The organism is Hydrogenophaga sp., assembly GCF_050250835.1.
In the GTDB taxonomy this organism is placed as follows: Bacteria; Pseudomonadota; Gammaproteobacteria; order Burkholderiales; family Burkholderiaceae_C; genus Hydrogenophaga.
In genome coordinates this window covers 299,517-322,162 of record NZ_JBFWNX010000003.1, presented here as the reverse complement: position 1 = coordinate 322,162, position 22,646 = coordinate 299,517, and the positions used below count along the sequence as shown (strand labels likewise).

13 protein-coding genes are annotated in these 22,646 nt (G+C 69.7%); 5 read left to right on the top strand and 8 right to left on the bottom strand.

Features of this window, described 5'->3' with window-relative positions; genetic code table 11:
* Positions 1-3: 3 nt before the first annotated feature.
* The 8 genes from AB7F11_RS06530 to AB7F11_RS06495 form a co-directional block, all read right to left on the bottom strand.
* Positions 4-768, bottom strand: a complete 765-nt coding sequence (locus AB7F11_RS06530; protein ID WP_428290039.1) for an SDR family NAD(P)-dependent oxidoreductase — start codon at positions 766-768, stop codon at positions 4-6.
* Entirely contained in the window at positions 765-1,304 is a 540-nt protein-coding gene (locus AB7F11_RS06525; protein WP_428290040.1) for a DUF3833 domain-containing protein, read from the bottom strand. The genes AB7F11_RS06530 and AB7F11_RS06525 overlap by 4 nt, the downstream gene beginning before the upstream one ends.
* Before the next feature lie 10 nt (positions 1,305-1,314).
* Positions 1,315-2,649: an MFS transporter gene (locus AB7F11_RS06520; RefSeq protein WP_428290041.1), complete on the bottom strand. Its 1,335-nt coding sequence runs from the start codon at positions 2,647-2,649 to the stop codon at positions 1,315-1,317.
* Entirely contained in the window at positions 2,646-3,218 is a 573-nt protein-coding gene (locus AB7F11_RS06515; RefSeq protein ID WP_428290042.1) for a chalcone isomerase family protein, read from the bottom strand. Before AB7F11_RS06515 ends, AB7F11_RS06520 begins: the two co-directional genes overlap by 4 nt.
* Positions 3,219-3,228: 10 nt before the next feature.
* On the bottom strand, positions 3,229-4,458 hold the full coding sequence (locus AB7F11_RS06510; RefSeq protein ID WP_428290043.1) for a class I SAM-dependent methyltransferase: 1,230 nt from the start codon (positions 4,456-4,458) through the stop codon (positions 3,229-3,231).
* The gene (locus AB7F11_RS06505) at positions 4,455-5,261 is read right to left on the bottom strand and encodes a DUF1365 domain-containing protein (RefSeq protein WP_428290044.1); all 807 of its coding nucleotides are present in this window, start codon (positions 5,259-5,261) and stop codon (positions 4,455-4,457) included. Before AB7F11_RS06505 ends, AB7F11_RS06510 begins: the two co-directional genes overlap by 4 nt.
* The gene (locus tag AB7F11_RS06500) at positions 5,258-6,622 is read right to left on the bottom strand and encodes an NAD(P)/FAD-dependent oxidoreductase (RefSeq protein WP_428290062.1); all 1,365 of its coding nucleotides are present in this window, start codon (positions 6,620-6,622) and stop codon (positions 5,258-5,260) included. Before AB7F11_RS06500 ends, AB7F11_RS06505 begins: the two co-directional genes overlap by 4 nt.
* Positions 6,623-6,974: 352 nt before the next feature.
* A complete protein-coding gene (locus tag AB7F11_RS06495) occupies positions 6,975-7,490 on the bottom strand; it encodes a glutathione peroxidase (RefSeq protein ID WP_428290063.1) in 516 nt (171 codons plus the stop codon).
* A 118-nt stretch (positions 7,491-7,608) separates the two neighbouring features.
* Between AB7F11_RS06495 and AB7F11_RS06490 the strand changes: the two genes are divergently transcribed.
* The 5 genes from AB7F11_RS06490 (at position 7,609) to AB7F11_RS06470 (ending at position 22,638) form a co-directional block, all read left to right on the top strand.
* On the top strand, positions 7,609-8,598 hold the full coding sequence (locus AB7F11_RS06490) for a MerR family transcriptional regulator (protein WP_428290045.1): 990 nt from the start codon (positions 7,609-7,611) through the stop codon (positions 8,596-8,598).
* Between the two features lie 222 nt (positions 8,599-8,820).
* Entirely contained in the window at positions 8,821-9,438 is a 618-nt protein-coding gene (locus AB7F11_RS06485) for a hypothetical protein (RefSeq protein ID WP_428290046.1), read from the top strand.
* A 22-nt stretch (positions 9,439-9,460) separates the two neighbouring features.
* The gene (tssD, locus tag AB7F11_RS06480; RefSeq protein ID WP_428290047.1) at positions 9,461-9,952 is read left to right on the top strand and encodes a type VI secretion system tube protein TssD; all 492 of its coding nucleotides are present in this window, start codon (positions 9,461-9,463) and stop codon (positions 9,950-9,952) included.
* Positions 9,953-9,968: 16 nt separating this feature from the next.
* Complete coding sequence (locus AB7F11_RS06475; protein WP_428299891.1) at positions 9,969-20,690, top strand: DUF6603 domain-containing protein; 10,722 nt, start codon at positions 9,969-9,971, stop codon at positions 20,688-20,690.
* Between the two features lie 7 nt (positions 20,691-20,697).
* On the top strand, positions 20,698-22,638 hold the full coding sequence (locus tag AB7F11_RS06470; protein WP_428290049.1) for a hypothetical protein: 1,941 nt from the start codon (positions 20,698-20,700) through the stop codon (positions 22,636-22,638).
* The last annotated feature ends 8 nt before the right edge of the window (positions 22,639-22,646 follow it).

Genomic DNA, 22,646 nt, shown 5'->3' with positions numbered 1-22,646 from the left:
GCGTCACAGCCCGGTGAAACGCCTGACGGCAGGGAAGTAGGCGCGGTAAGGCAGCAGCCGCAGCAGCTTCATCCAGCGCGTGAAGCGCTTGGGGTAGTGGATGTCGAAGGCGCCCCGACCCCAGTCCGCCACCATGGCCTGCGCCGCTTGCGCCGGGGTGATCAGCGCCGGCATGGTGAACTGGTTCTGTGCGGTCAGCGGCGTCTGCACGAAGCCCGGATGCACCACGCTCACACCCAGGCCAAGCGGATGCAGGTCGAGGTACAGCGTCTCGGCCAGGTTGGTGAGGGCCGCCTTGGTCGGGCCATAAGCCAGGCTCTTGGGCAGACCCCGAAAACCCGCCACGCTGCTGATCAGGCTGATGTGGCCCCGGCCCTGGGCGATCAACGCAGGCACCACCGCGTGCAGCACGTGCAGCGCTCCGATGTAGTTGATGTCCAGGTGGCGGCGCAGCTCGGACATGTCCATGGCGTCTGCGCGCATCTCGCGGTAGTGGCCCGCGCAGTACACCACCATGTCCAGCGGGCCCTGGGCAAGGATCTGCTCCGCCGTCTGCGCTACCGCAGACGCATCGGTCACGTCCAGCGGCCAGGCTTGTGCGCCTTCGTGTGCGAGCACGAAGGCCTGCAATGCCCCTGCCGAGCGCGCCGACACCAGCACCTGTGCGCCGCGCGAGTGCAGGGCCGATGCCGTGGCCTCGCCAATGCCGCTGGATGCGCCGACCAGCCACACGCGCAAGCCGCGCCAGTCGCCGATGGGTGGGTTCATGGCGCGCGCTTCACGAAAGTCAGCGTGACCTCGCCCAGGCGAAAACCGAACTTGCTCATCTCGGCCTTGTTCAGCATCACACGCTGGTCCATCAGGTACATCCAGTCGTCGAACTGCACTTCGTACGTCTTGCCATCAACCGGCAGCAGCAGCGTGTAGCCCCAACGAAAAGCATTGCCCCGCTGCTCGCCGCGCGCCACGCCCACCACATCGTCTGCGGTGCCGGTGAACTGGCCATTGCCCAGGTGCTTCATGCGCCAGATGCGTTTCTGGGTCGTGCCGTCCGAATAGGTGAAGTCCTCATCGAGAACACCTTCGTCGCCGTTCCAGCTGCAGCGCATGACCACCGTGAAGCGCTTGACCACGGCCCCGGAGCGGTCGGTGAAGACACCGTAGGCGTCCAGCGTGCCGTTGAAATAGGTGCGCAGGTCGAGCAGGGGTTTCTCGCCGGCGTATTGCGCCACTTGCGGGCCGGCGCAGCCCGCGAGGGCGGCGGCGGCGGCCATGCCCGCGGCGAGCATCAGACGTCTTTGCATGGGGTTTCTTTCAATTGGTGGTTGCCGGGGTCGGCGTCATGGCCAGCCTCTGTTGCGGCCGGATGACGAGCCCATAGAGCGCGCCGCTGGCCAGCAGCTTGAGCCCGCAGGGCAGCAGGCAGTAGGCGATGGTGAGTGTGTGCAACGCAGCCTCGTCGCGCGCGCCGGGCACGTAGCCGAACCAGGCCAGCAGGGGCAAGGCCAGGCCGGCGGCCAGCGCCAGGTTGAGCTTGGCGGCGAAGCTCCACCAGCCGAAGTAGGCGCCCTCGCGCTGGCCGCGCTCGCCGAGCTGGCCGATCAGACCGGCCAGCAGCGCACTGGGCAGCGTGAGGTCGGTGCCCAGTGCCACGCCGGAGAGCGCGCACACCACCAGGAACGGCCACACATCGCCCGTGCCCAGCGTGGCGGCCCAGACAAACACCGCCACGGCCAGCGCCATGCCCACCAGCCAGGTGCGCGCCAGACCCAGGCGGGCCACCACGCGAACCCACAGTGGAATCGACAGCGCGGCACAGAGAAAATAGGTCGCCAGGAAAGCGGGCTCGATGGAGGATGGCGCCTGCAGACGGTCCTGCACGAAGAACAGCACCAGCGTGGCGGGCACTGCGCTGGCGGTGCCATTGATCACGAACACCGCAAGCAGGCGCAGGAAGGCACGCTGCCGCAGGGGCGAAGGGCCGACGGCAGGAGCGTGTCCCGCGGGCAACGCATGGTCTGGCACCGCCGAGCCGCTCCAGGCCCACCAGCCCAGTGCCAGCAGCACCGCGAAGGTGGCCACGGTTGTGCCCAGGCCGAGCGTGCCCGGCAGCACGGCCGCGATCAACACACCCAGCAGCGAAAGTCCTTCGCGCCAGGCCACCACGCGGCTGCGCTGGGCTTCGTTGCCGCCCAGGCGTGCGCCCCAGGCCTGGTGTGCCACCGCCACCACGCTGTAGGCGGTGTAGGTCACGGCCATCAACAGGCCCGCCCAGGTAAGCAAGGCGGGGCTGCCCGCCTCTCGCACGGTCGCGGGCGGAAACAGCAGGCCCCACAGACCCAGTGCGAGCACCACGGCCGCCAGCCCGGTGGCCAGCAGGAGCGAACGGACCGAACGCGTCCAGAGGCGGTCGCACCAACGCCCGATCCAGGGATCGAGCACCGCGTCCACCAGACGCGCGGCCAGCAACACGGCGCCCAGCAAAGCCAGCGGCGCGCCGAAATCGCGCGCGTAGTGGTTGGGCAGGATCACATACAGCGGGAGCGCCACGAACGCCAGCGGCAGGCCCAGCAAGCCGTAGCGCAGGCCTGCTCGCCAGGCGCCGGGACCGATAAAGCGGGCAGCCGACTCTGGCGGCGTGGCGTTCATGAAGACGGCCGCGAGACGGCGCCGGTGGATTCGATCAGCGTGCGGCGCATGCCGGGTTGCGAGGTCTTGGGCGAGAGCCAGATACCGAAGAACAGTCGCGAGAACGCCTCATCGGCCACCTCACCGAGCCACTGGCCATTGAGATAGAAGCGGGCGCCGGTGCCGGGCACGTGCACGCCCGTGATGCGGTCGCCTCGCCGCACGTCGGGAAACAAGGCACCCATTGCCTGCAACCAGCGTTCGGCCTGCTCCGGTTCAATGTTGGCCAGGCCACGCATCTCGTCGATCGAGCGTTCGGCAATGTCAGGCCCTTTGAAACTGCGCAGGTAGCTCAGTTCCAGGCCGAAGCGATGTTCGGTGAAACGCTGGGGGTCGAAGCCTGGTGTGGCGTACAGGGTCGCGTCGTAGACCTCGAAGCCCCACACGCGCAAGCGCGCCGAACCCAGCTTCTGCTGGTCCTTGAGTGCCAGGCCCACCGTGGTCTCGGGCGTCATTGCGTGTGCGCCGACGGCGGGCAACGCCAGGGCGCAGACCATCCAGGCAACGAAGGCAAACGTGTTCGTGCGCATGCGGCTGGGTTCAGGCTGGTTTGCGCAGCGTGTACTGCACCACGTCGATGCTGCCCTGCTCGAACGCCGCTTCGCAGTAGGCGAGGTAGAACTCCCAGATGCGAAGGAAACGCTGGTCGAAGCCGAGCTGCTGAACACGCTCCTTTTCTTGCAGGAAACGCTCGCGCCAGATGGCCAGTGTGCGCGCGTAGTCCGCGCCAAAGGCAAACTCGTCCACCACCTCCAGCCCGGCCTGTGCGGCCTGCGCGCGAAACTCGCGCGGGCAGGGCAGGCAACCTCCGGGGAAGATGTACTGCTGGATGAAGTCGGTGCCCTTGATGTAGCGATCGAAATGTTCGTCGTCGATGACGATGCTCTGGATGCATGCGCGGCCGCCCGGCTTGAGCAGGCGCGCCACGCTCTGGAAGTAGGTTGGCCAGTACGCGCGGCCCACCGCCTCGACCATCTCGATCGAGCAGATCGCGTCGAATGGTGCGTCGTGGATGTCGCGGTAGTCCTGCAGGCGCAAATCGGCGCGCTGCCCGCAGCCCAGCTGCTCCATGCGGGTCTGCGCGAACGCCAGTTGCTCGGTGGACAGTGTCACGCCCACCACGCTGGCGTCGAACTCGGTGGTGGCCTTCTCGGCCAGCGCACCCCAGCCACAGCCGATCTCCAGCACACGGTCACCGGGCTGCACGCCGGCCATGCGCAGCGCGCGGCGCACCTTGGCGTGCTGCGCGCTCACCATGGACTGGCCGGGTTCCTCGAACCAGGCGGACGAGTAGTTCATGGTCTCGTCCAGCCAGAGCCTGTAGAACGCATTGCCCAGGTCATAGTGGGCGTGGATGTTCTTGCGGCTGTTGGCCCTGGAGTTGCGGTTGAGCAAGTGGCGCATGCGGTAGGCCAGACGGCCCAGCCAGGAGCCATAGATGACGTCCTCCACCTCGCGCCGGTTGGCCACCATCAGCGACAGCAGTGCGGTGAGGTTGGGGGTGCTCCAGTCGCCGTCGATGTAGCTCTCGGCGAAACCGATGTCACCCGACTTCAGCGCGGCACTGCACACGTTCCAGTTGTGCAGCTTCATGCTGGCGTGCGGGCCATCGGCCCGACCGAAACGCTGCACCGATCCGTCGGGCAGTTGCAGCGTCAGGCTGCCACGCACCAGGCGCTGCAGCAGTTGCAGCGTGGTGCGCGCGGCGGCCGGCGCATTGCGGGGAAGGTCGAAGCCGGCGGGGTTTCGGGGGGCTGTGGTGGAGTTCATGGGTGACGGGGTTCGGCGTTCACTGGGGGCGCGGGTGAGGCGGCGGCGGTGACGAAATCACCTGGCGCTGGCGGCTGGCGAAAGAACGGCGCGCTCTTGATCCAGAGGCGCACGGCCTGCCAGTGGATGCGCGCGATCACGCCGAAGGTCATGGCCGGGTACGACCAGAGTGCGCGGCGCAGCGTCTGCGCGTTCAGCGGCAGCAGCTCGCCGCTCACGCTGGTGTTGAGCAGCGGCACCTTGCCGCCATCGTCGAAATAGTCCACGCGCGCCACGGTGCGGGGCACCGGGTGTTGTGCGCGCATGAAAACAAAGCGGTAGCGGCCCCGCACCGGACAGAACGGCGAGACGTGGAACACCTTGTCTGCCTCGCAGGGCTGGCCGTAGCGAGGCGCGTCCAGCAGGTAACAGTGCCGTTCGCCAAAGGTGTTGTTCACTTCGGCCAGCACCGCACGCAGCGAGCCGTCGGCTCGGTGGCAGTACCAGAAACTCACCGGCTTGAAGGTGTAGCCGAACACGCGGGGGTAGGTGTGCAGCCAGACCTCGCCGATGGCATCGTCGATGCCGTGCAGCTGCAGCAGTTCATCGAGCCATAGTAGGCTGTCGACGCGGCCGTCGCCATGGTCGGCGTCGTGAAAACTCAGCGCCGCGCGGCGGTTGCGCGCCAGGGCTCCATTGCCATTTGCACGCAGGCTGCGCATGGGCAGCATCAGGAAGCAGGTGGGATAGGCGAAGGCATGATGGCGTGGCCGATGGCGCGCATGCCGGACCTGGCCGAAGCCGATCTGCGCCACCGCCTTCATGCAAACACCCCCGGCAGGGCCTGCCGGCGAACCGCGTCGGCGGCTTTCATGGAGACCAGACCATGCGTGTCGATGATGGCGCGCGCTGCGCGCAGGCCCGACTTCAGGCCGTCTTCATGAAAACCGTATCCGGTCCAGGCACCCGCAAACCAGGTGTGGCGCTGGCCCTGCATGTCGTTGACCCGTGCCTGGGCGCGAATGGCGGCGAGGTCGAACACCGGGTGGTCGTAGGCGTACTCGCCCAGCACCTGCGTCGGTGCGATCTCGCGCTGCGGGTTGAGCGAGACCACCACCGGCTGCGAAACCGGCAGCGGTTGCAGGCGGTTGATGAGGTAGTGCAGGCAGACCTGCGCCGACTCCACATCGGCGCTGGGCGCGCGCTGGTAGTTCCAGGCCGCCCAGGCGCGCGGGTGGGCCGGCAGCACCGAAGCGTCGGTGTGCAGCACCGCGCGGTTGGGCTGGTAGCGGATGGCGGCCAGCACCTCACGTTCGTTCTGGCTTGCACCGTTGCCCAGCAGGCGCAGCGACTGGTCGCTGTGGCAAGCCATCACCACCGCGTCGAAGCGTTCGACCTGGCCATCGGTGACGATGCGCACGCCCTGGGGGTCGCGCAGCACCTGGCGCACCGGCGTGGCCAGGCGGCGGTCGGCGATGCGCTCCACGATCTTCTGCACGTATTGCCGCGCACCGCCTGCCACCGTGTACCACTGCGGCCGGTTGGCGATCTGGATCAGGCCGTGGTTGTGACAGAAGCGCACCATGGTGGCCACGGGAAACGCCAGCATCTGGTCCGTCGGGCAGCTCCAGATGCAGCCCATCATGGGCAGGAAGTACCAGTCTCGGAATTCGCTGGAGAAACGATGGGCCCGCAGGAATTCACCCAGAGGTTGCAGCAGCGGACTGTGCTCGCCAAGGTCTTCACCCCTCTCGGCCAGGCGCGAGGTGATGCGGTTGAAGCGAACGATGTCGGCCAGCATGCGCAGGAAACGCGGATTGGCGAGGTTGCGACGCTGGGCGAACACCGACGACAGGTTGCTGCCGCTCCATTCCAGTGTGCCGCCACCCAGGGCAGCACCATCGGCCTGAACGGAGAACGACATGTCCGACTTCGCGATCGGCACCTCCAGCGACGAGAGCAACGCCAGCAGGTTGGGGTAGGTGCGCTCATTGAGCACCAGGAAGCCGGTGTCCACGCCGAAGGCGACGGACATGCCCTGGGCATCTGGCAGGGTCACGTCCACCGTGTGCGTGTGTCCCCCGAAATGCGCCCCGGCCTCGAACAGGGTGAGGTCGGCGAGTCCGTGAAGGGTGTGGGCGGTGGCCAGCCCGGCGATGCCGGAACCGACGATGGCAACCCGGATCGGGCGCCGGGTCTGGGGTGCCGTGGCCGGCTGCTGGAGGTCCGAGTACATCATCGGGACCTCAAGCCTTCACCGCAGTGCGGGGGCCAACTGTACAAAAGACTGCGAAGCGCCCCGAAACGAACCAGGGAGGGAGGGAGGAGGAGGAGAAGCGCCTCGGGATTTCAGTCGGATCACAGGGACCCGACAGGCTTCGCAGTGCAAAACGTGATCTGTCTGCTGGGAGGCCCATGGCCGGCGAAAAGTTCCGTCGTCGCAACGCCCTGGCGGGCGAGCAAGGCGGACAGCAGGGTGAATCTGGCTTCATAGGTGTCAAAATATACTGATTGGTTTTATTGTGACTATATAGTCACTATTTGGTCGAGAGAAACTTTTCAATGTCCTTGAGCAATTGAGGGTCTTTGGGTTCGACCCGGCTGCCGTAGCTGCGCACGGCTTGGCCGTCGCGCGCTATCAGGTACTTGTGAAAGTTCCACTGCGGGCGCTCACCGGTGCGCTGGGCCAGCTGCCGGTAGAGTGCATGGGCGTCGGGCCCGATGACGCGGGTTTTGGTGAACATCGGGAATTTCACGCCGAAGGTGTTCTCGCAGAACTCGGCGATCGCCGCGTGGCTGCCGGGCTCCTGGCGCCCGAAATCGTTGGAAGGAAACCCCAGCACCACCAGGCCACGCGCCTGGTATCTGGCGTTCAGCGCCTCCAGCCCCTCATACTGGCCGGTGAAGCCGCAGAAACTTGCCGTGTTCACCACCAGAATCACTTGGCCGGCGTACTGGCAGAGTGCCTGCGGCTTTTCGTCCTGGAGGCGGTCGAACTGGTGTTCAAGCAGATCGGGACAGACGGCGTTGGCCGCCAGCGCCCCACCACCCATCCAGAAGCTCACCAGCGTCAGCACCAGCGCGCGCCGCAAGCCTGGGTTGGCGGTGTGGGAAGGGGCGTTTCTCATGCCGGCAACTCCATAATGACGGGGTTCATTGAAACATTTGTCCATGACAAACTCAAGCTCTCGCAGCGCCACTTGGCACACCATCGCCGACATCGAGCGCGACACCGGTTTGTCCAAGGACACCCTGCGTGTCTGGGAGCGGCGCTATGGGTTTCCAGATCCCGAGCGCGACGCCCTTGGTGAACGCTGCTACACCGACGCGCAGCTCACCCGGCTGCGCCACATCCGCCGCCTGATCGACGCGGGCCACCGGCCGGGCCAGGTGGTGCCGCTGCCGCCAGAAGCACTGCTGCAACTCAATACGCAGGCCGCGCCAGGTCGGATTCAGATGCGATCCAGCCGCGCACCCGCCACGGCTTCGCTGCCGGCGGCCAGCGAGGAACTTCTGGCCTGGATGCAGATGCTGCAGCGCTACGACGCCCGATCGCTGCGGCACGCGCTGACCCACATGCTGCAGGCGCGCGGTCTGACGCGGCTGGTGCTGGAGGGCGTGGCCCCCATGAACGAGCTGGTCGGCGATGCCTGGCTGGCGGGTCGACTGGCGGTGCACCAGGAGCACCTGTACAGCGAGATCGTGCAGACGGTATTGCGCCAGGCGATTTCCCAGGTGACCCAGGCGCGGCCGCTGGGCGCACCGCGCGTGCTGCTGACCACGCTGCCCGGCGAGGAGCATGGACTGGGCCTGCTGATGGCGGAGTGTTTTCTGGCGCTCGAAGGCTGCGAGACCGTGCCGCTGGGTGTGCAGACACCGCTGACCGACATCGTGAACGCGGTGTCGGTCAGTGGTGCGCACATCGTGGCCCTGAGCTTCACCGCCACGCAGAACCCGCGCGATGTGCTCGGCTCGCTGGACCAGTTGCGCAGCCGGCTCTTGCCCGAGGTGGCGATATGGACCGGCGGCCGGTGTCCCGCGCTCATGCGCGTGCCGCGTGGTCAGGCCCGCTCGCCCGCCGTCTTCCAGCACCTGGCGCGGCTGCAGGACATCGCCACTGCCGTGGCGGCATGGCGTTCGCGCGTGCCGCCGGATCACTGACCGCGCGGGCGTTTCAAATCCTCACAATGTGACGCTTGCCTGTCGAAGGCGGCGGGATCAATACTGCGCCTGATCCAGAAACGGTGTGCGCCCGAGCAGGCCCGCCAATCCGGACCGCCGTCAGTGGCGCCCAACAGCCACGCCGGGCGGTCCGCTTCATGAGGGAGGTCTCATGTCGCCCATCCGCCGCCGCTGTCACCGGCCCTTCGCGTGGAGCGGCTGATGCCTGTGTCGCCCGAAATCCAGAAGTTGCGCGCGCTGGCCAAGACCCAGTTGTTCGTGATGGACCTGCCGCTGTCCGACGCGCCCGGTCTGCTGGCCAGCCAGTTCGGCGGGCCCGACGTGAAGCGGCCTGTGGTGTGGCGCGATGCCGAGAGCGAACTGCTGGTCCATCCCGCACGAACCCGCGTGCGCTACGCGCCGGGCTTCGTGTTCGTCGAGCTCGCCGTCTTCACCGACCAGACCGGTGACGCGCAACTGCTGCTGGCCTACAAGCTCGGCGCATCGCCCAATGAAGCCAGCCTCACCGCCGTGGCCGAGTCGCGCCCGCGCGGCGACGCGACGCTGGCCGCGCGCTGGGCCGAGTGCGTCACGCCCCTGGTGTGGATGGCGCTGCTGCGCTGCGGCCAGGTGATGCTGGGCCGACGGCGCTCGAAGACCCCGCTGGTGGTCGCGGGCGTCTACACCCTGGGCAAGGTGCTGAGCTTCATCGCCACCGAACCGGTGTCCACCGAAGCGCTGCGCGAGTACTACACCGACGTGCGGGCTGGCGACCAGGCGCTCGATCTTTCCATTCTCAACCGACGTTATCTGGGCAGCGTGCCGCTGATTCGCCGCTGATCACCACTGCAGGAGCATTGCCATGGCCGACACCATCGCCCTCACCCTGACCGCCAACGGTGACGCCGTCGAAGGCGACAGCACCGTCACCGCAATGGACCGCGCCGACACCATCGAGGTGCTCTCGCTGGAGCAGCAGGTCTCCACCGCGTTCGACCGTGCCACGTTGCTGGCCACAGGGCGGCGCATCTACGCGCCCATCCGCTTCACCAAACGCATGGACCGCGCCACGCCCCTGCTGCGCCAGGCGCTGGCGCAGAACCAGGTGGTGGAGGGCTCGTTCCGCTGGTTTCGGCCCAACCCGGCGGGCACCGGCGCCGTGCAGCATTGCTTCACGCTCGACTTCACGGGCGGGCGCGTCACCAAGTGCGCACTGCGCCTGCCCGACACGCTCGACGCCACCGCTGCGTCCCTGCCGCTGCTGGAAGAGGTGGAGTTGACCTTCTCGACCATCACCTGGACCTGGGTGCCCGGTGGCACATCGTTCGAGGACACCTGGGGCGCCACGACCTGAGCCTGGCGCGCCCGCCATGTCCGCCAGTTTTGCCTCCGATGCACTCGACCCGGTCGTCCGACAGGTGGGCGAAGTCGCGGGGTTGTTGCGCAGCGGCGCGGGCGATTCGCTGGAGTTCAACGAGGCCTTTGCACGCGACCCCGCCGCCGAACTCGCGCGCGCGCTCAGCGAACGTCAGGAGGAGGTCATTGAGCTGCTCAGCCAGCTCATGGGCCAGACCGACGGCGAGGTGCTGGGCCTGCCCGCTGCTGGCGATGACGACCGCTGGATCCCGATTCGTAGGCCCGATGGCGACACCGGTCTGTACCTCGTCATGCGAAGCGCCGAAGGCCGGCTGTTCGTCGGCGTGGGCTGGAAGTGGAGCGTCACCGAAGGCGACCTCGTGGTCTCTCTCTGGGCTCACGTGCCGCTGCTCTCCTCCGACGGCACCGGCCCCGGCACGCGGGTGGAGATCGCCTCGGCGATCGCGCCGCTGCGCCTGGCGGCCGACGTGTCCTTGCGCAACGGCTTCGGCACCGCCGGCCTGGCGTTTCGCGGCGTGCGCGGCAGCGTGTCCATCACCGGCATCGAACGCCCGCCCGATGTCGCCCTGGTGCTGCTGGGCCTGCAGTTGCCCGGCGAGGCCGCGCCGCGCGACCGTTCTCTGGCCGACCTGATCAACCTGCCGGGCTCGGCCTGGATCGAAACCGCCGTGGCGCTCTTCACCGCGCAGTTGCGCGCCGCGGGCGACGCGGGCGCCGACCGGGCGGCCGCGGTGGTCGACGAGCTGCTGCCACTGCTCGGCATCAGCGCGCCGGCGGGCCGGCCGCGCCTGCGCTGGGAAGACCTGCCCGCGCGCGGCGCGGCGGTGTTCGACGACTGGTTCCTCGCGCTTGTGACCACGCCCGGCGCCATGGTGGGCTGGCTCGGTCATTGGCAAGGGCTGCTGCGCGCCGGTGTTGGCGCGCCGGTACCGATCGCGGTGGAGGGCGCGGGCACGCGCGCCGATCCCTGGCGCGTGGGTGTGCGCGTGGCCGAGGTCGAGGCGCTCGTCACGGCGGCCGTGGAAACGCAGGCCAATGGCCAGCGACTGCTCTATCTTGGCCTGCGCGCAGGCTCCACGCCCATTCCCCTGGCGGGTCCGCTGCGCCTGGTGTTCGGTGGCGCGGCCGAGGTGGTGGCCATTCCCATTGGCGGGCCGGGCGCGTTGCGTGCCTTGCCCTCGCTGTCGGTCGGGCTCACGCTGGCCAGCAGCACCGGCTCGCTGGTGGACCACACTTTCGGCGCGGGCGATCCGCTGGCCGCGCTGGCGCGCCTGCGCGTGGGATCGCTGCAGGCAGGCTTTGGTCTGGACGCCAGCGGCCAGCCCGCGCCGGTGCTGCAACTGCGCGGCGTGGAATGCGCACGCGGCAGCTGGCCGCTGCTGGACCTGTCGTCCGCCGACGCGGTGATCGACGGCCTGGGCGCCGTGGTTGGCAACGCGATCCAGCAGCAGATCGAACAGGGCCTCGGGCTGCTCGACAGCGGCACGCACGCAGGCCGGCGCATCGCCGCGCTGATCGGCCTGGTGCCGCCTTCTGCCTTCACTGGCACCTGGCCTGTGCCGCTGCTCGCCAGCGTGGAGCGGATCGCGCAGTTCCTGGGCGATCCGCTGGGCGCCATCGGCCGCTACCACGCGAGCGCCCTGGTGACCGACACGGGCGGCGTGCCGGCCTGGCGCCACTTGCTGATGGAGCTGGGCGGGTTGCTGCGCATCGACGGCGCGGCAGCGCTGCCCCTGCGTGGCAGTGGCAGCGCTGCCGACCCGTGGCGGCTGGAACTGGCCGCCACCGACGCCGGAGCGGTGGTGCTGCGCGCCGAGACCAGCCTGGCCTCCGGCCGGCCCCAGCTCAGGCTGGCCGCTGCCTTCGAGCCGCGCAGCCTGCAGGTGGACGGCGTGCAGCTGTCCTTTGCCGTGCTGGCCGAACTGCTGCACCTGGACCTGGCGCCCCCCGCTGGCACCGGCGCCGCGCAGGCCGTGTGGCTTCCACTGCTGCGCGCCGAGCTGCGCTTGCATGGTGTTCTGCAGACGCCGTCATTGGCCGGGCTCAGGCTCAGCGCACAGGCCCTGGGCGCCGCGCTCGAATGGCGTCAGGTGGGTGGCGTGCAGTGGCGCGTGGCGCTCAACGCACCCGGCGCACGATGGCTCGCGGGTGGTCGTGCCATCGCCCTGCCCGACCTCGTGCTCGACGCCAGCGGCATGGCCGGCTGGGCGCTGGATGCACCGGACCTCGGCGGCGCGCTCGGTGCCCACACGCGCGATGCGGTGGCCGAGCTGGCTCAGTATGTGCTGGGGCATCTCATGCTGGAGCATGGCGGCCCCGCCGGCTTCGGCCTCTCGGCCCTGCTCGGCCTGTTGCCCGAAGACCCGGGCATCGCGCTGCCCGCGTGGCGCGGTGGTGAAACCGGCATCGCCCTGTCGCCCGACTTCCCGCGACTGCAGCCCGCCGACTGGGGCACTTTCTTTGCCAACCCCGCGCCCGCGCTGCGCGCCCATCTGGCGGCCGTGCTCGCCAACCCGCGCCACGCCCTGCCGCTGCTGCGCTGGCTCGGCCTGGCGTTGCAGGGCCTGGCACCGGCGCGCACGCGCGAAGGCGAGCTGCTGACCTTCGAGCAGGCGCGCAACGGGCTGGGTGATTTCCCGCTTGACCCAGCACTTGAGAGCACGGATGCGCCCGAGTCCAGCGCCGATGCGCCGCTCTCCCTGCCGCGTCTGGAAGACCTGCCCTTCACGCTCGAGGGCGCAGGCACCTACGAGCAACCGTATGCGCTCGGCCTGCGCGCCCCCGCTGCGCGCGGTGTGCAAGGCCTCGTGTGGCTGGACCCTGATGGTCCGCCCGATGGCGACGCGCTCGCTGTCGCCATTGCCACGCTCGCACCCGCCTTGCGCGACCTCGGTGCGCTGTCGCTGGCGCAGCTTGCGCCGGCTCTTGATGTGCTCTCGCGTCTGGACGCCGGCATCGCCGACGCGCTCTCTGGCGTGCTGCCCGCATCGCTGGGCACCGGGCTCGCCGCGCTGGAAGATTTTCTGAGCGGCAGCGATGGCCTGGTGCTCTCGGCCAGCCAGGTGCCACCCGCTGCCAGCGGCTGGAGCGCACCCATCGCACCGCTGGCCGCCAGCCATGTGCATGCACTTTCGCAGGCAGAAGTGGTGGCCGAGATCCGCCGCCAGGTGCTGGCCTGGGACGTGGCGGGCACCGCGCCCGTGCTGATGCTGGGCGCACCCTTCGCGAACGCCTCCGCGTGGTTGCCCTTGCAGACCGCACTCGGTGGCAGCACCGCCAGCTTCACCTTCCGCGTGGCCGGTACCGCGCCCGACGCCGTGAGCACCGCGCCACTGGCTGGCACCGCGCGCCTCACCGCCGCTGAACTCGCGGTGTGGAACGACGCACCGGGCACGGCGCCGAGTGCGCGCGCCGTGCCGCTGGATGCCAGCGCAGGCAGCAGCAGTCAGGCCGAGCAGGTGGCGCGCCTGGTGCAGCGCATCGCGCAGGCACGCCCGGGTGAGCGCATCGTGGTGGTGGCGCATTCGGCCAGCGGCCTGGCCGCACGCGCCGCGCTGCAGCGTGCCGGCATTGCGCCGCTGGTGCGCGGCCTCATCACCGTAGGCACGCCGCACATCGGCACGCCACTGCCCTGGTTGGCCAACCCGCCGCTTGCCGAAGCGCTGGCCGCGCTGCAGCGCCTGGGCGAGCAGGTGCCGCTGCCCAACGGCGGCCTGCGCGACGCGCTCGATGCGCTCTGGGGTTTCGTGCGTGAACGCGCGCCCGACGGGGTGGCCTGGCTCTGGCCGGCACAGGCTTTTTCGCCGGTCGGCGGCCTGTCGCTGCCCGCCGGAGTGGACGGTCACGCCATCGGCCTGCACCTGCCCCAACCCTCGCTCGGGGCCGCGCTGGCGGCTTCCATTGCCGCGCGCGCGCAGCAGTTGCGCGATGCGCAGGCCGCGCGTGCGCCGGTCTCGCACATCGGCTTCGGCCTGGCGCTGGCGCCGGCCGTGACCGCATCGGAAGGCGCGCTTCGGCTGCGCACGCAGGCGCGGCTGGACCTGGCGCGAGTGCAGGTGGCCGCGGGCACGCGTGCGCGCAGCCTGCCGCGCCTGGAGCTCAAGGCCGAACTCTGGCGCAGCGAAGGCTGGCTGGTGGGTGGCGCAAACACCCGCGTGCGCGTGCGCCGGGCCGAACTGGGCTGCGAGGTCAGCGAAACCGGCATCGTGCCGGTGCTGCGGCTGGTGGACGTGGCGGTGGATGGCGTTCAGTTGCCGCTGGCCACGCTGCGCCGCATCGCCGACGGCGGACCGTGGGTGCCCGACGACCTGCTGGTGCCCGCGCTGGATGCGCTGCTGGCGCAGCTCACCAGCGGGGCGGGGCGCGATGCGAGTGTGGTCGCACTCGCACGGCTGCTGGCCCGTGTCGAACTGACCAAGCTGCGCGCAGCCGGTGCCGCCGACGACAGCGCCGGCTACGCCATCCACCCCGAAGGCTGGGCCTCGCTGCTGGCCGACGCCCCCGCGTGGCTGGCGCGCGAGCTTGCCGCCGTGTGGCCCGACCCGCCGCGCCGCGAGGCGCTGGTGGCGCAGCTGCGCACGGTGTTCGGCCTCGGGGACAACGACCTTTCGCGCCTGCTGCTGGAACAGGCCAGCGACGAACCTGCCTGGCGTGCGCTGCGCACGCTGCTGCAATCGCTCGACTTGCTGGAGCCGTCCTCGCGCGGCGCAATGCCGCGCCTGCAAGCGTGGCTGGCGCTGCTGCGCGACCCGGTGGCCTGGCTCACCGCGCAGGTGCGTCCGCTGCTGGCCGATGCCACGCGCCGCCAGACCTTGCTGACCCAGCTGCGCAACCTGCTGGACGTGCGCGACGTGGGTGGCCATGCCGAGGCCGAGTTGCCGCTGGGCGGCGGCGTGTCGCTCCACGTGCAGGCGCTGGGCCGCGTCGCGCTGCGCTTCGACACACGCCTCGCGGGTGCGCTCACGCTCGGTGGCGACGTGGCGCTGGAGCTGTCACAGGGCAGCGCACAGGTCGCCCTGCGCGTGCAGCCCGATGCGGTATCCACCGGCCTGACGTTTTCCATGGATCTGCCGGCCGGTGCGGCCAGCGCGCATTGGGGCCTGGCCATCGACTTCGGTGACGGCACGCGCACCGCGCCCTATGCGGCGCTGCCGCTGGTGCCCTTGCCACCGGACCTTCCCGCGCGCCTGGGTGAACTGCTGCCGCGCCTCACGCTCACCACGCTCGCCAGCGCGCTGCTGGATGGCGTGGTGTTGCCGCGCGTGCCCGAACTGGCTGGCGTGCTGCAGGCGCTCGGCCTGGCGTCGCGTGGCGTGGGCGCCGAACGTGCGCGGGTGCGCAACCTCGCGCGCGTGGTGGCCGATCCGCTGGGCTGGCTGCAGTCCGAGGCCACGCTGTTCCGCGTGCGCGCCGCCGGCACCGGGATCGAACTTGACCCCGCGCGCGTGATCGCGCTCACACGGGACCTGTTCACCACCTTCGGCCTTACCGACAGCGCGGGCGACGTTCACCTGCCGCTCAACCTGCGTCTGCGCGGCGTCTCGGCACCGCAAGCCCGGTTGCAACTGGAGACCACCGCCCCCATCGCGCTCGAAGGCGGCGTCACGCTCGGGGGCGCATTCCAGCTGGGCTGGAGCGCTGCCGGCAGCTTCGGTGCGGGCGGCAGCCTCAGCCTGGTCGCGCCGCTGCCCGCCGGCAGCCCCTGGGGCAGCCTGGTCGTGCAGGCCGGCATGGTGGACGACGCTTTCACGCTTGCGCTCGGCCCCGAGGGTGCGCCGATCCAGCTGCTGCCCTTTGCCGGCTTCGACGCGTCCACCGCCGGTGCGCTCGCCGAGCGCCTGCTGCCCACGCTGATCGACGCCACGCTGCGCGCGCTCTCGGCTTCCGGCGATGCCGCGGTGGCCACCTTCGTCACGCAGTTGCGCAACGCGGCGGCCGCGCTGCAGGTGGACAGTGCCGCGCGGCTGCAGACGTTGGTGGACGACCCGGTGCTCTGGATGCGCGGGCGTTTCTCGGCGGTGAATGCGCCGGCCTCGGTGGGCGCCATCGCCGCGCTCATCCCGGGTGGCGCTCACATCACGGCCGTGGGTGGCGAACTGCGCTTCGCCCCGCCGGGCTCGCCGGTGGTGCTCGGGCTGGGCCGCGCCGGTGCGGGCATCGGCCTGGGCGTGGAACTCAACGTGGACCTCGGCCCGGTCACGCTGACCGGTGAACTCGCGGTGGGCTTGAACGACGCGGGCACGCCGGCGCCCGAGGTCACGGTGGCGCTCGGCGCCTCGGTCGACGAAGGCGTGATCGAGCCTGGCGGTGTTTCGATTCGCCCGTCCCTCGGTCTTGAATTCGGCACAGGCGCGGTCAGCCTCTGGCTTTACCCCATCGGCAATGTGCCTGGCTCGCCAGACTTCCGGCTCGACGTGTTGCCCAGCTTCGCCTTCGGCGTGGACGACGGCGGCAGCATCGAAGACGCGCTGCTCGCGCTGGCGCGCCGCGTGCTCGTGCCGGTGGCGGTGGAAACCGTGCTCGACACCGCCGAGGTGACCGGCTGGCTCAACAGCGATCTCGGCCGCGGCGTGCGCCCGGGCCCCATCCTGCAGAGCGCCGGCCTTCTGGTGGACGACGGCGCCAGCGGCTGGAACCTGGTAGCCATCGACGAGCTCGTGAACGACCTGACCGATGCCAACGGCCCGGTGGCGGTGGTTGAACGCCTGATCGGCGCGGCGCTGGAAACCCTGGCCTCGGCATTCGATACCGACCCGGTGGTGGACTTCGGCATCGCCGGCTCGGGCCTGTTCGTGCACCGCGAGGGCAGCAGTGCGCCCAGGCTTTATGGCTTGCGGGTGTGCCTGCCCGAACTGCGCCTGGGCGACGACCCGGAGATCATCGTGCGCCTGGGCGGCGACACCGACTGGGTCGCGGCTGCCGGTGGCCCGGCCAGCACCTTGCCCGGCCTCTCGCTGCTGCTGCTCAAGGACAGCGGCGGTGGCCACCCGCGCTTCCAGATCGAACCGGTGATCGAACTCGCCGGCGTCGGCATCGACGTGAGCGGGCGCGCCGACGAGCCGCTGTTCGACCTCGGCGGCTTCCAGCTCGGCGGCGTCGAGTCGCTGCTTTTCCTGCGGCTGGAACTGCCGCTGAACGCCAGCCCTCGCGTGAAGTTCGGCGTCTACGGCGACCTCGAACACATCGCCATTCCGCTCGGCAGCTCCGACAGCAACCCGGTGGCGCAGTCGCTCATGAGTGGCAGCGGTGGCGACAGCGCACCGGTGAACCCGCGCTTTTCGGTGCGCGCGGCGTACATCGAGAACTTCTGGCTCGAACTCGGCGACACGCCCGGGCGAAACGAGGTGTGGTTCCCGATCCAGCGCACCTTCGGGCCGGTGAGCATCCAGCAGATCGGCATCCGCTGGATCGGTGGGCCGGACCTGAAGGGCGCCATCCTGCTCGACGGTGGCGTGGCGCTCGCCGGCCTCGCGGTGGGCGTGGACGATCTCTCGCTCACGATTCCGTTTGCCGACATGGGCGATCTCTCCAAGTGGGAGCTTGGCCTGCGCGGCCTGGCCGTGAGCTACGACGGCGGTGGCGTGCGCATCGGCGGCGGCCTGCTGCAGGCCGACCTGGGTGACAGCGACGACGTGCGCTACGACGGCTTCTTGCTGGTGGAGGTGGGTGGCAGGAGCTTCGTGGCGCTGGGCTCCTATGGCGTGGTCAACGGCGACCCCTCGCTGTTCGTGTTCGTGGTCATCGGCATCCCCATTGGCGGTCCGCCCTACTTCTTCATCACCGGCCTCGCCGGCGGCTTTGGCTACAACCGCGGCCTGGTGGTGCCCGCCATTGAGGGTCTGCCGCAATTCCCGCTGGTGGCGGCCATGAGCGACGCGTCGGCGGTGACCGCCGCGCCCATGGATTTCCTGCAGCGCATGGGCCCGGCCGTGCCCATGGAACGCGGCAGCTACTGGTTTGCCGCCGGGCTGAAGTTCAGTTCTTTCGCGCTGGTGAACTCGCAGGCGCTGTTGTATGTGCTGCTCAACCGCGGACTGGAGATCGGCTTGCTCGGCATGTCGAAGTTCGAGCTGCCACCGGCGGTGCCGCTGGTCAGCGTGGAGTTGGCGCTCAAGGCGCGCTTCTCCACCATTGAAGGCGTCATCTCGGTCGAAGCGCGGCTGACCGACAACTCCTGGGTGCTCTCGCGCGACTGCCGCCTCACTGGCGGCTTTGCATTCTTCATCTGGTTCGCCGGTGAACACGCGGGCGACTTCGTCATCACCATCGGCGGCTACCACCCGCGCTACACACCGCCCGACCACTACCCCGTGGTGCCGCGCCTGGGCTTCAACTGGCGCGTCTCCAGCTGCATCTCCATCAAGGGCGAGGCCTACTTCGCGCTCACGCCGCGCCAGGTGATGGCCGGTGGTCTGCTGGAGGCGGTGTACGACAGCGGCGACGTGCGCGCCTGGTTCCGCGCCTGGGCCAACATGTACATCCAGTGGCGCCCGTTCTGGTTCGAGGTGGAGATCGGCATCTCCATCGGCGTGTCGGTCGACACCTGGCTCGGTCGCGTGAAGATCGAGACCGGCGCCTCGCTGATCGTGTGGGGGCCGGAGATCGGCGGCGAGGTCACGATCGACGTCTTCGTCATCAGCATCACCATTCCCTTCGGCGCCGATCGCGTGGTGCCGCAGGAAGTGCTGTCGTGGGACCAGTTCCGCACCGCGCTGCTGCCGCCGGAAGACGAGAAGCTGTTCGCCGGTGGCATCGAGCGCGGCCTGGTTAGCGGCAGCCCATCGACCGGGCCGTGGAGCGTGCTGCCCGAGTTCGTGATCCGCACCGAGAGCTTCATCGGCGCCAGCGAGGTGCGCCCGGGCAGTGGCGGCATTCACATTGGCGCGCGCGGCACCCTGGCCATCGACATCAAGCCGATGAACCGCACCGGTGTTGCCAGCGTGCACCACGTGCGCGTGCTCAACCACCTGGGCCAGGACGTGACGCACCGCTTCCAGGTGTGCGAGGCGCTCAGCGGCAACGTGGCGCGTGCGCTGTGGGACACCGACACCGGCCAGCCCGAGCGCAGTGTGATCCCGGCCTACACCGGCATGCGGCTGGTGGCTGAGATCGACCGCAACCTGCTCGACCACACCGGGGCGATTCCGTGGGAAAAGCTGTTCGACACCGGCACCGTGCATCCGCTGCCTTTCGCGCGCGAGCTCGACCTGCGCCACACCGTCACCGACTGGGCCAACGCTTCGCTGGCGCTGGACGCCCACGCCGCTCAGGGCAGTCAGGCGATCTGGCAGGCACAGCAGACCGTGCTGGCGAGCGCGGAATGGAAGACGCGGCGCAGCGCCACGCTGCAGGCACTTTCACGGGAAGGCGTGCGCGTCACGCCCTCGAACCGTTCGGGCGACGCGATGCCGCGCGGCAGCTTCCGGCCCGCGCGCCGCAGCGCGCCGCCGCTGGTGCGTTCGCTGCACGAAGGCCTGGCTGCCCAGGCGGTGACCAGCGTGGAAACGAAGGTGGTCGCACCGCCGGCCGATACGGGCACGAAGCGCCAGCGCATCGTGCCCGTGCTGGACGCGGTGATTCGCCAGCGCGTCGAGCCCACGCTGGACGCCGAGGCCAATATCCGCACCACCGTGTCCAGCAAGCGCAAGGAAGCACTGCGCCTGGACGCAAGGCAGATGGCCACGCTGCTCGCGCCGCCCCTGGCCGGTGCGGTGGTGATCCTGCAGGGCGCGGCCAGCGAGCCGCGCGCCACCGGTCTGGCCATGGCCGCCCCCAAGGTGATGCGCTCAGGCACCTCCTCCGCCCGCGAGACCGCCTGGCTCGACGCCGTGGGCCGCGCCGCTTTGCGCCGCGAAACATCCACCGATCTCTCGCACCGCAGCCTGAAGGCCAGGTCGGGCGCACCGCTGGACCCGGGCAGCACGTTGCGCTTCGCATTGCCCACGCGCGACACTGAAGGCGCGCCGCCCATGCTGGAGATCGCAGGCGATGGCGCCGCACGCATCACCGTGCTGGACCGGGGTGGCGTGCCGCTGCTGGATGTGGAGACCGTTGGCAAGACGCGGCAACCCTTGCCAGAGGGCGCCTCGGTGGTGGCCGTGACGGGCCTGGGGCGTGTGCGCGAGAAGCGGCGCCAGCCCACGCTGGGCGCCGTCACGCTGGCTGAGGCCACGCGCGCTGTGCCGGTGGTGGGCTGGCAGTCGCACAGCGAACTGGTGGCGCTGACCGACACCACGCTGCTCGCACGCGGTGCGCTGCTGCGGCTGTCGTCCTCGGCGGGCGTGCTGTCGCGGCGCGGCACGGTGCGCGCCCATGAAGCCGTGAGCCGCCAGACCGGCCTGGAGACCTTGCTGCCGGTGGGCGTGCGCAGTGTCGTGGTGGTGCTCGACGATGGCCCTGGCGAGCCCAGTGGCGATCTGGCCAGCTCACTGGGCCTGTCAGTGCGCAACGCCGAACTGGCCAGCGAGCCCGTGATCATCGCCGCCGGCAGCCGCACGGTGCTGGTCTACGAGGTGCAGAAGTCCGACGTGGCTGCGCCGTGGATCGAAATCTCGCTGGCCTTCACCACGGCTTGGAGCGTGTGTGGGGTGATGGGGCTGCAGGCTGCGCCAGACGTCTGGGTACCGCTGTTGGCCGAATCGGAGCTGGACACGCTGGTTGAAGACGGTCCGCTGTCGGCCATCGGCAGCTTGCGGCTGCATTTCACGGAGCACTGAGACCACCATGGCCACCCTCCCCAACCCAGCCCGTGGCGAAGTGATTTTCCACGCCGCCTGCCGACCCGCCCTCGGCGCCGGCGAGTACTCGTTGCGCGTGGCACACGAGCTGAAGGTCGGCGGGAACCGCCTCGACACCGGCTCCAGACCGCTGCCCGCCGAGCGCGTGTACCCCTTCGCCATCGACGCGCCGCGTTTCACGATGGATCCGTCGATGATCCACGCCGTGTTCCCGCCCACCAACGGTGTGGGCAGCTATGTGTCGCGCCTGCCCATGATCGTGCTGCGCCGGCGAACGCTGCCGTGGGAACGCCAGCTCGCCCCGGGCAATGCCTCGCCCTGGCTGGCGGTGCTGCTGTTCGAGAAGGGCGAGGCCACCACGCTCTCGCCCTGCACCGTGCGCGACGTGCTGCAGGGCGCGAACAGCCCGCTCTCGCCTCGGCTGAACCTGCCCGACGTGCCCGAGGCCATGCTCGGCCAGCCCTGCCTGGGGCTGGAGATACCGCTCGATCTGTTCCAGGACATCGCGCCGATGCAGAGCGAGATTGGCCTGCTCACGCACGTGCGGCAAGTCAACACCGAGGACAAGGAACTCATGGGCATGGACGACGATGGCTGGTTTGCCGTGGTCGTGGGCAACCGCCTGCCCGAGCCCGGCAAGAAATACGAAGCCTGCCTGGTGTCGCTCGAAGGCACGCAGGCCTTCCTGCCCACCGAGGCGCAGACCACGCCACTCACCGCCGCCGACCTGAACCGTCCGGTGGTGGCCGACTTCGCCGAACGGGCCGCCGTGCTGCGTGAACATGTGGTGGTGTCAGAAAGCGGGCTGAATGCGGACCAGGTGGAGCAACTGCTGCTGGAGCACATGCAGCGCACTGGCTCGGCCCACCAGTGGGCGGGTGCCGCAGCGACTGCTTCAGTCAAAGGAAAAGCCACCAGCACGTCGGGCAATCGGCAGGCGGCAAAAGGCAGCGCATGGGTCGACATCGAAGTGTCGGAGAACGTGACCGGCGCGCCCCTGGGTAAGGGCAACCGCCGCATCGGCATCCAGATGCTTGCGCCCAAGGTGCGCCTCTTCATGCTGGCGCAATGGAGCTTTGAATGCCGCGAAGGCGGCGACTTCGAAGCCATCATGCAGGCGCTGCCGCGCAACGGTGGCGTGGCCATGCTGGGCCTGCCGCCTTCGCTTGCGCAGGCGCCGGGCGGCACCGGTGCGGCGGTGTGGCGCGCTGCCCTTGACACCGGCCATGTGCCGCTGCCGCACCTCACGCGCGACGGCGAGCAGACCATCGCGTGGTACCGGGGCCCGCTCACGCCGGTGGGCGTGCGGCGCGAAACCGTGGGGCCGTACCACCACGCCGACCAGGCGCGCCGCCTCGATCCGGCCACCGGCCTGGAGAACCTGGGCTACGCGGCTGCGTTCGAGATCGGCCGTCTCATGGCGCTGGGCGATCCGCGTTTCGCGCTCGACCTCATGCACTGGCGGCGCGATGGGCGTCTGTCACTGGACGTCGCGCTGTTCAATCGGCTGATCACCGCGCGTCTGGCGCGTCCTGGCCTGTTGCTGCCCGAGCTGCTCAACCCGCGTGCCATGCTGCTGATGCCGCGCATCCTCACCACGCTCACCGCGCGCGCGTTCGACGGGCTGATGAAGGGCGGGCGCCTGGGCGCACTGCGCGATCCCACCGGCCTGGTGGCGCTGCGCGAGCGCCTGCCCGGGCTGGACGCCACGCAAGTTGCCGAGGCCAAGGGCCTGAATCTGCAAGTGGTGCAAAGCCTGCTGGGCAGCGTGGCTCTGAGCGGCACGGTGCTGGACGAGATCGGTTTTGCCCGGATCGCACCCCAGGAGGCGCGGCTGGACGTGCTGGCGCAGAACCCGCAGCTGCATTTCGCACCGCAGGTGCAGGCTTTCGAAGGTCGCCTGGGTGGCTTCCGCCGCCCGCTTTGAATCCCGCT

Excerpts from the sequence above, each read along its gene's own strand:
- AB7F11_RS06530 (WP_428290039.1), bottom strand. The coding sequence starts at position 768 with ATGAACCCACCCATCGGCGACTGGCGCGGCTTGCGCGTGTGGCTGGTC.
- AB7F11_RS06525 (WP_428290040.1), bottom strand. The coding sequence starts at position 1,304 with ATGCAAAGACGTCTGATGCTCGCCGCGGGCATGGCCGCCGCCGCCGCC.
- AB7F11_RS06520 (WP_428290041.1), bottom strand. The coding sequence starts at position 2,649 with ATGAACGCCACGCCGCCAGAGTCGGCTGCCCGCTTTATCGGTCCCGGC.
- AB7F11_RS06515 (WP_428290042.1), bottom strand. The coding sequence starts at position 3,218 with ATGCGCACGAACACGTTTGCCTTCGTTGCCTGGATGGTCTGCGCCCTG.
- AB7F11_RS06510 (WP_428290043.1), bottom strand. The coding sequence starts at position 4,458 with ATGAACTCCACCACAGCCCCCCGAAACCCCGCCGGCTTCGACCTTCCC.
- AB7F11_RS06505 (WP_428290044.1), bottom strand. The coding sequence starts at position 5,261 with ATGAAGGCGGTGGCGCAGATCGGCTTCGGCCAGGTCCGGCATGCGCGC.
- AB7F11_RS06495 (WP_428290063.1), bottom strand. The coding sequence starts at position 7,490 with ATGGGTGGTGGGGCGCTGGCGGCCAACGCCGTCTGTCCCGATCTGCTT.
- AB7F11_RS06490 (WP_428290045.1), top strand. The coding sequence starts at position 7,609 with ATGACAAACTCAAGCTCTCGCAGCGCCACTTGGCACACCATCGCCGAC.
- AB7F11_RS06485 (WP_428290046.1), top strand. The coding sequence starts at position 8,821 with ATGCCTGTGTCGCCCGAAATCCAGAAGTTGCGCGCGCTGGCCAAGACC.
- tssD (WP_428290047.1), top strand. The coding sequence starts at position 9,461 with ATGGCCGACACCATCGCCCTCACCCTGACCGCCAACGGTGACGCCGTC.
- AB7F11_RS06475 (WP_428299891.1), top strand. The coding sequence starts at position 9,969 with ATGTCCGCCAGTTTTGCCTCCGATGCACTCGACCCGGTCGTCCGACAG.
- AB7F11_RS06470 (WP_428290049.1), top strand. The coding sequence starts at position 20,698 with ATGGCCACCCTCCCCAACCCAGCCCGTGGCGAAGTGATTTTCCACGCC.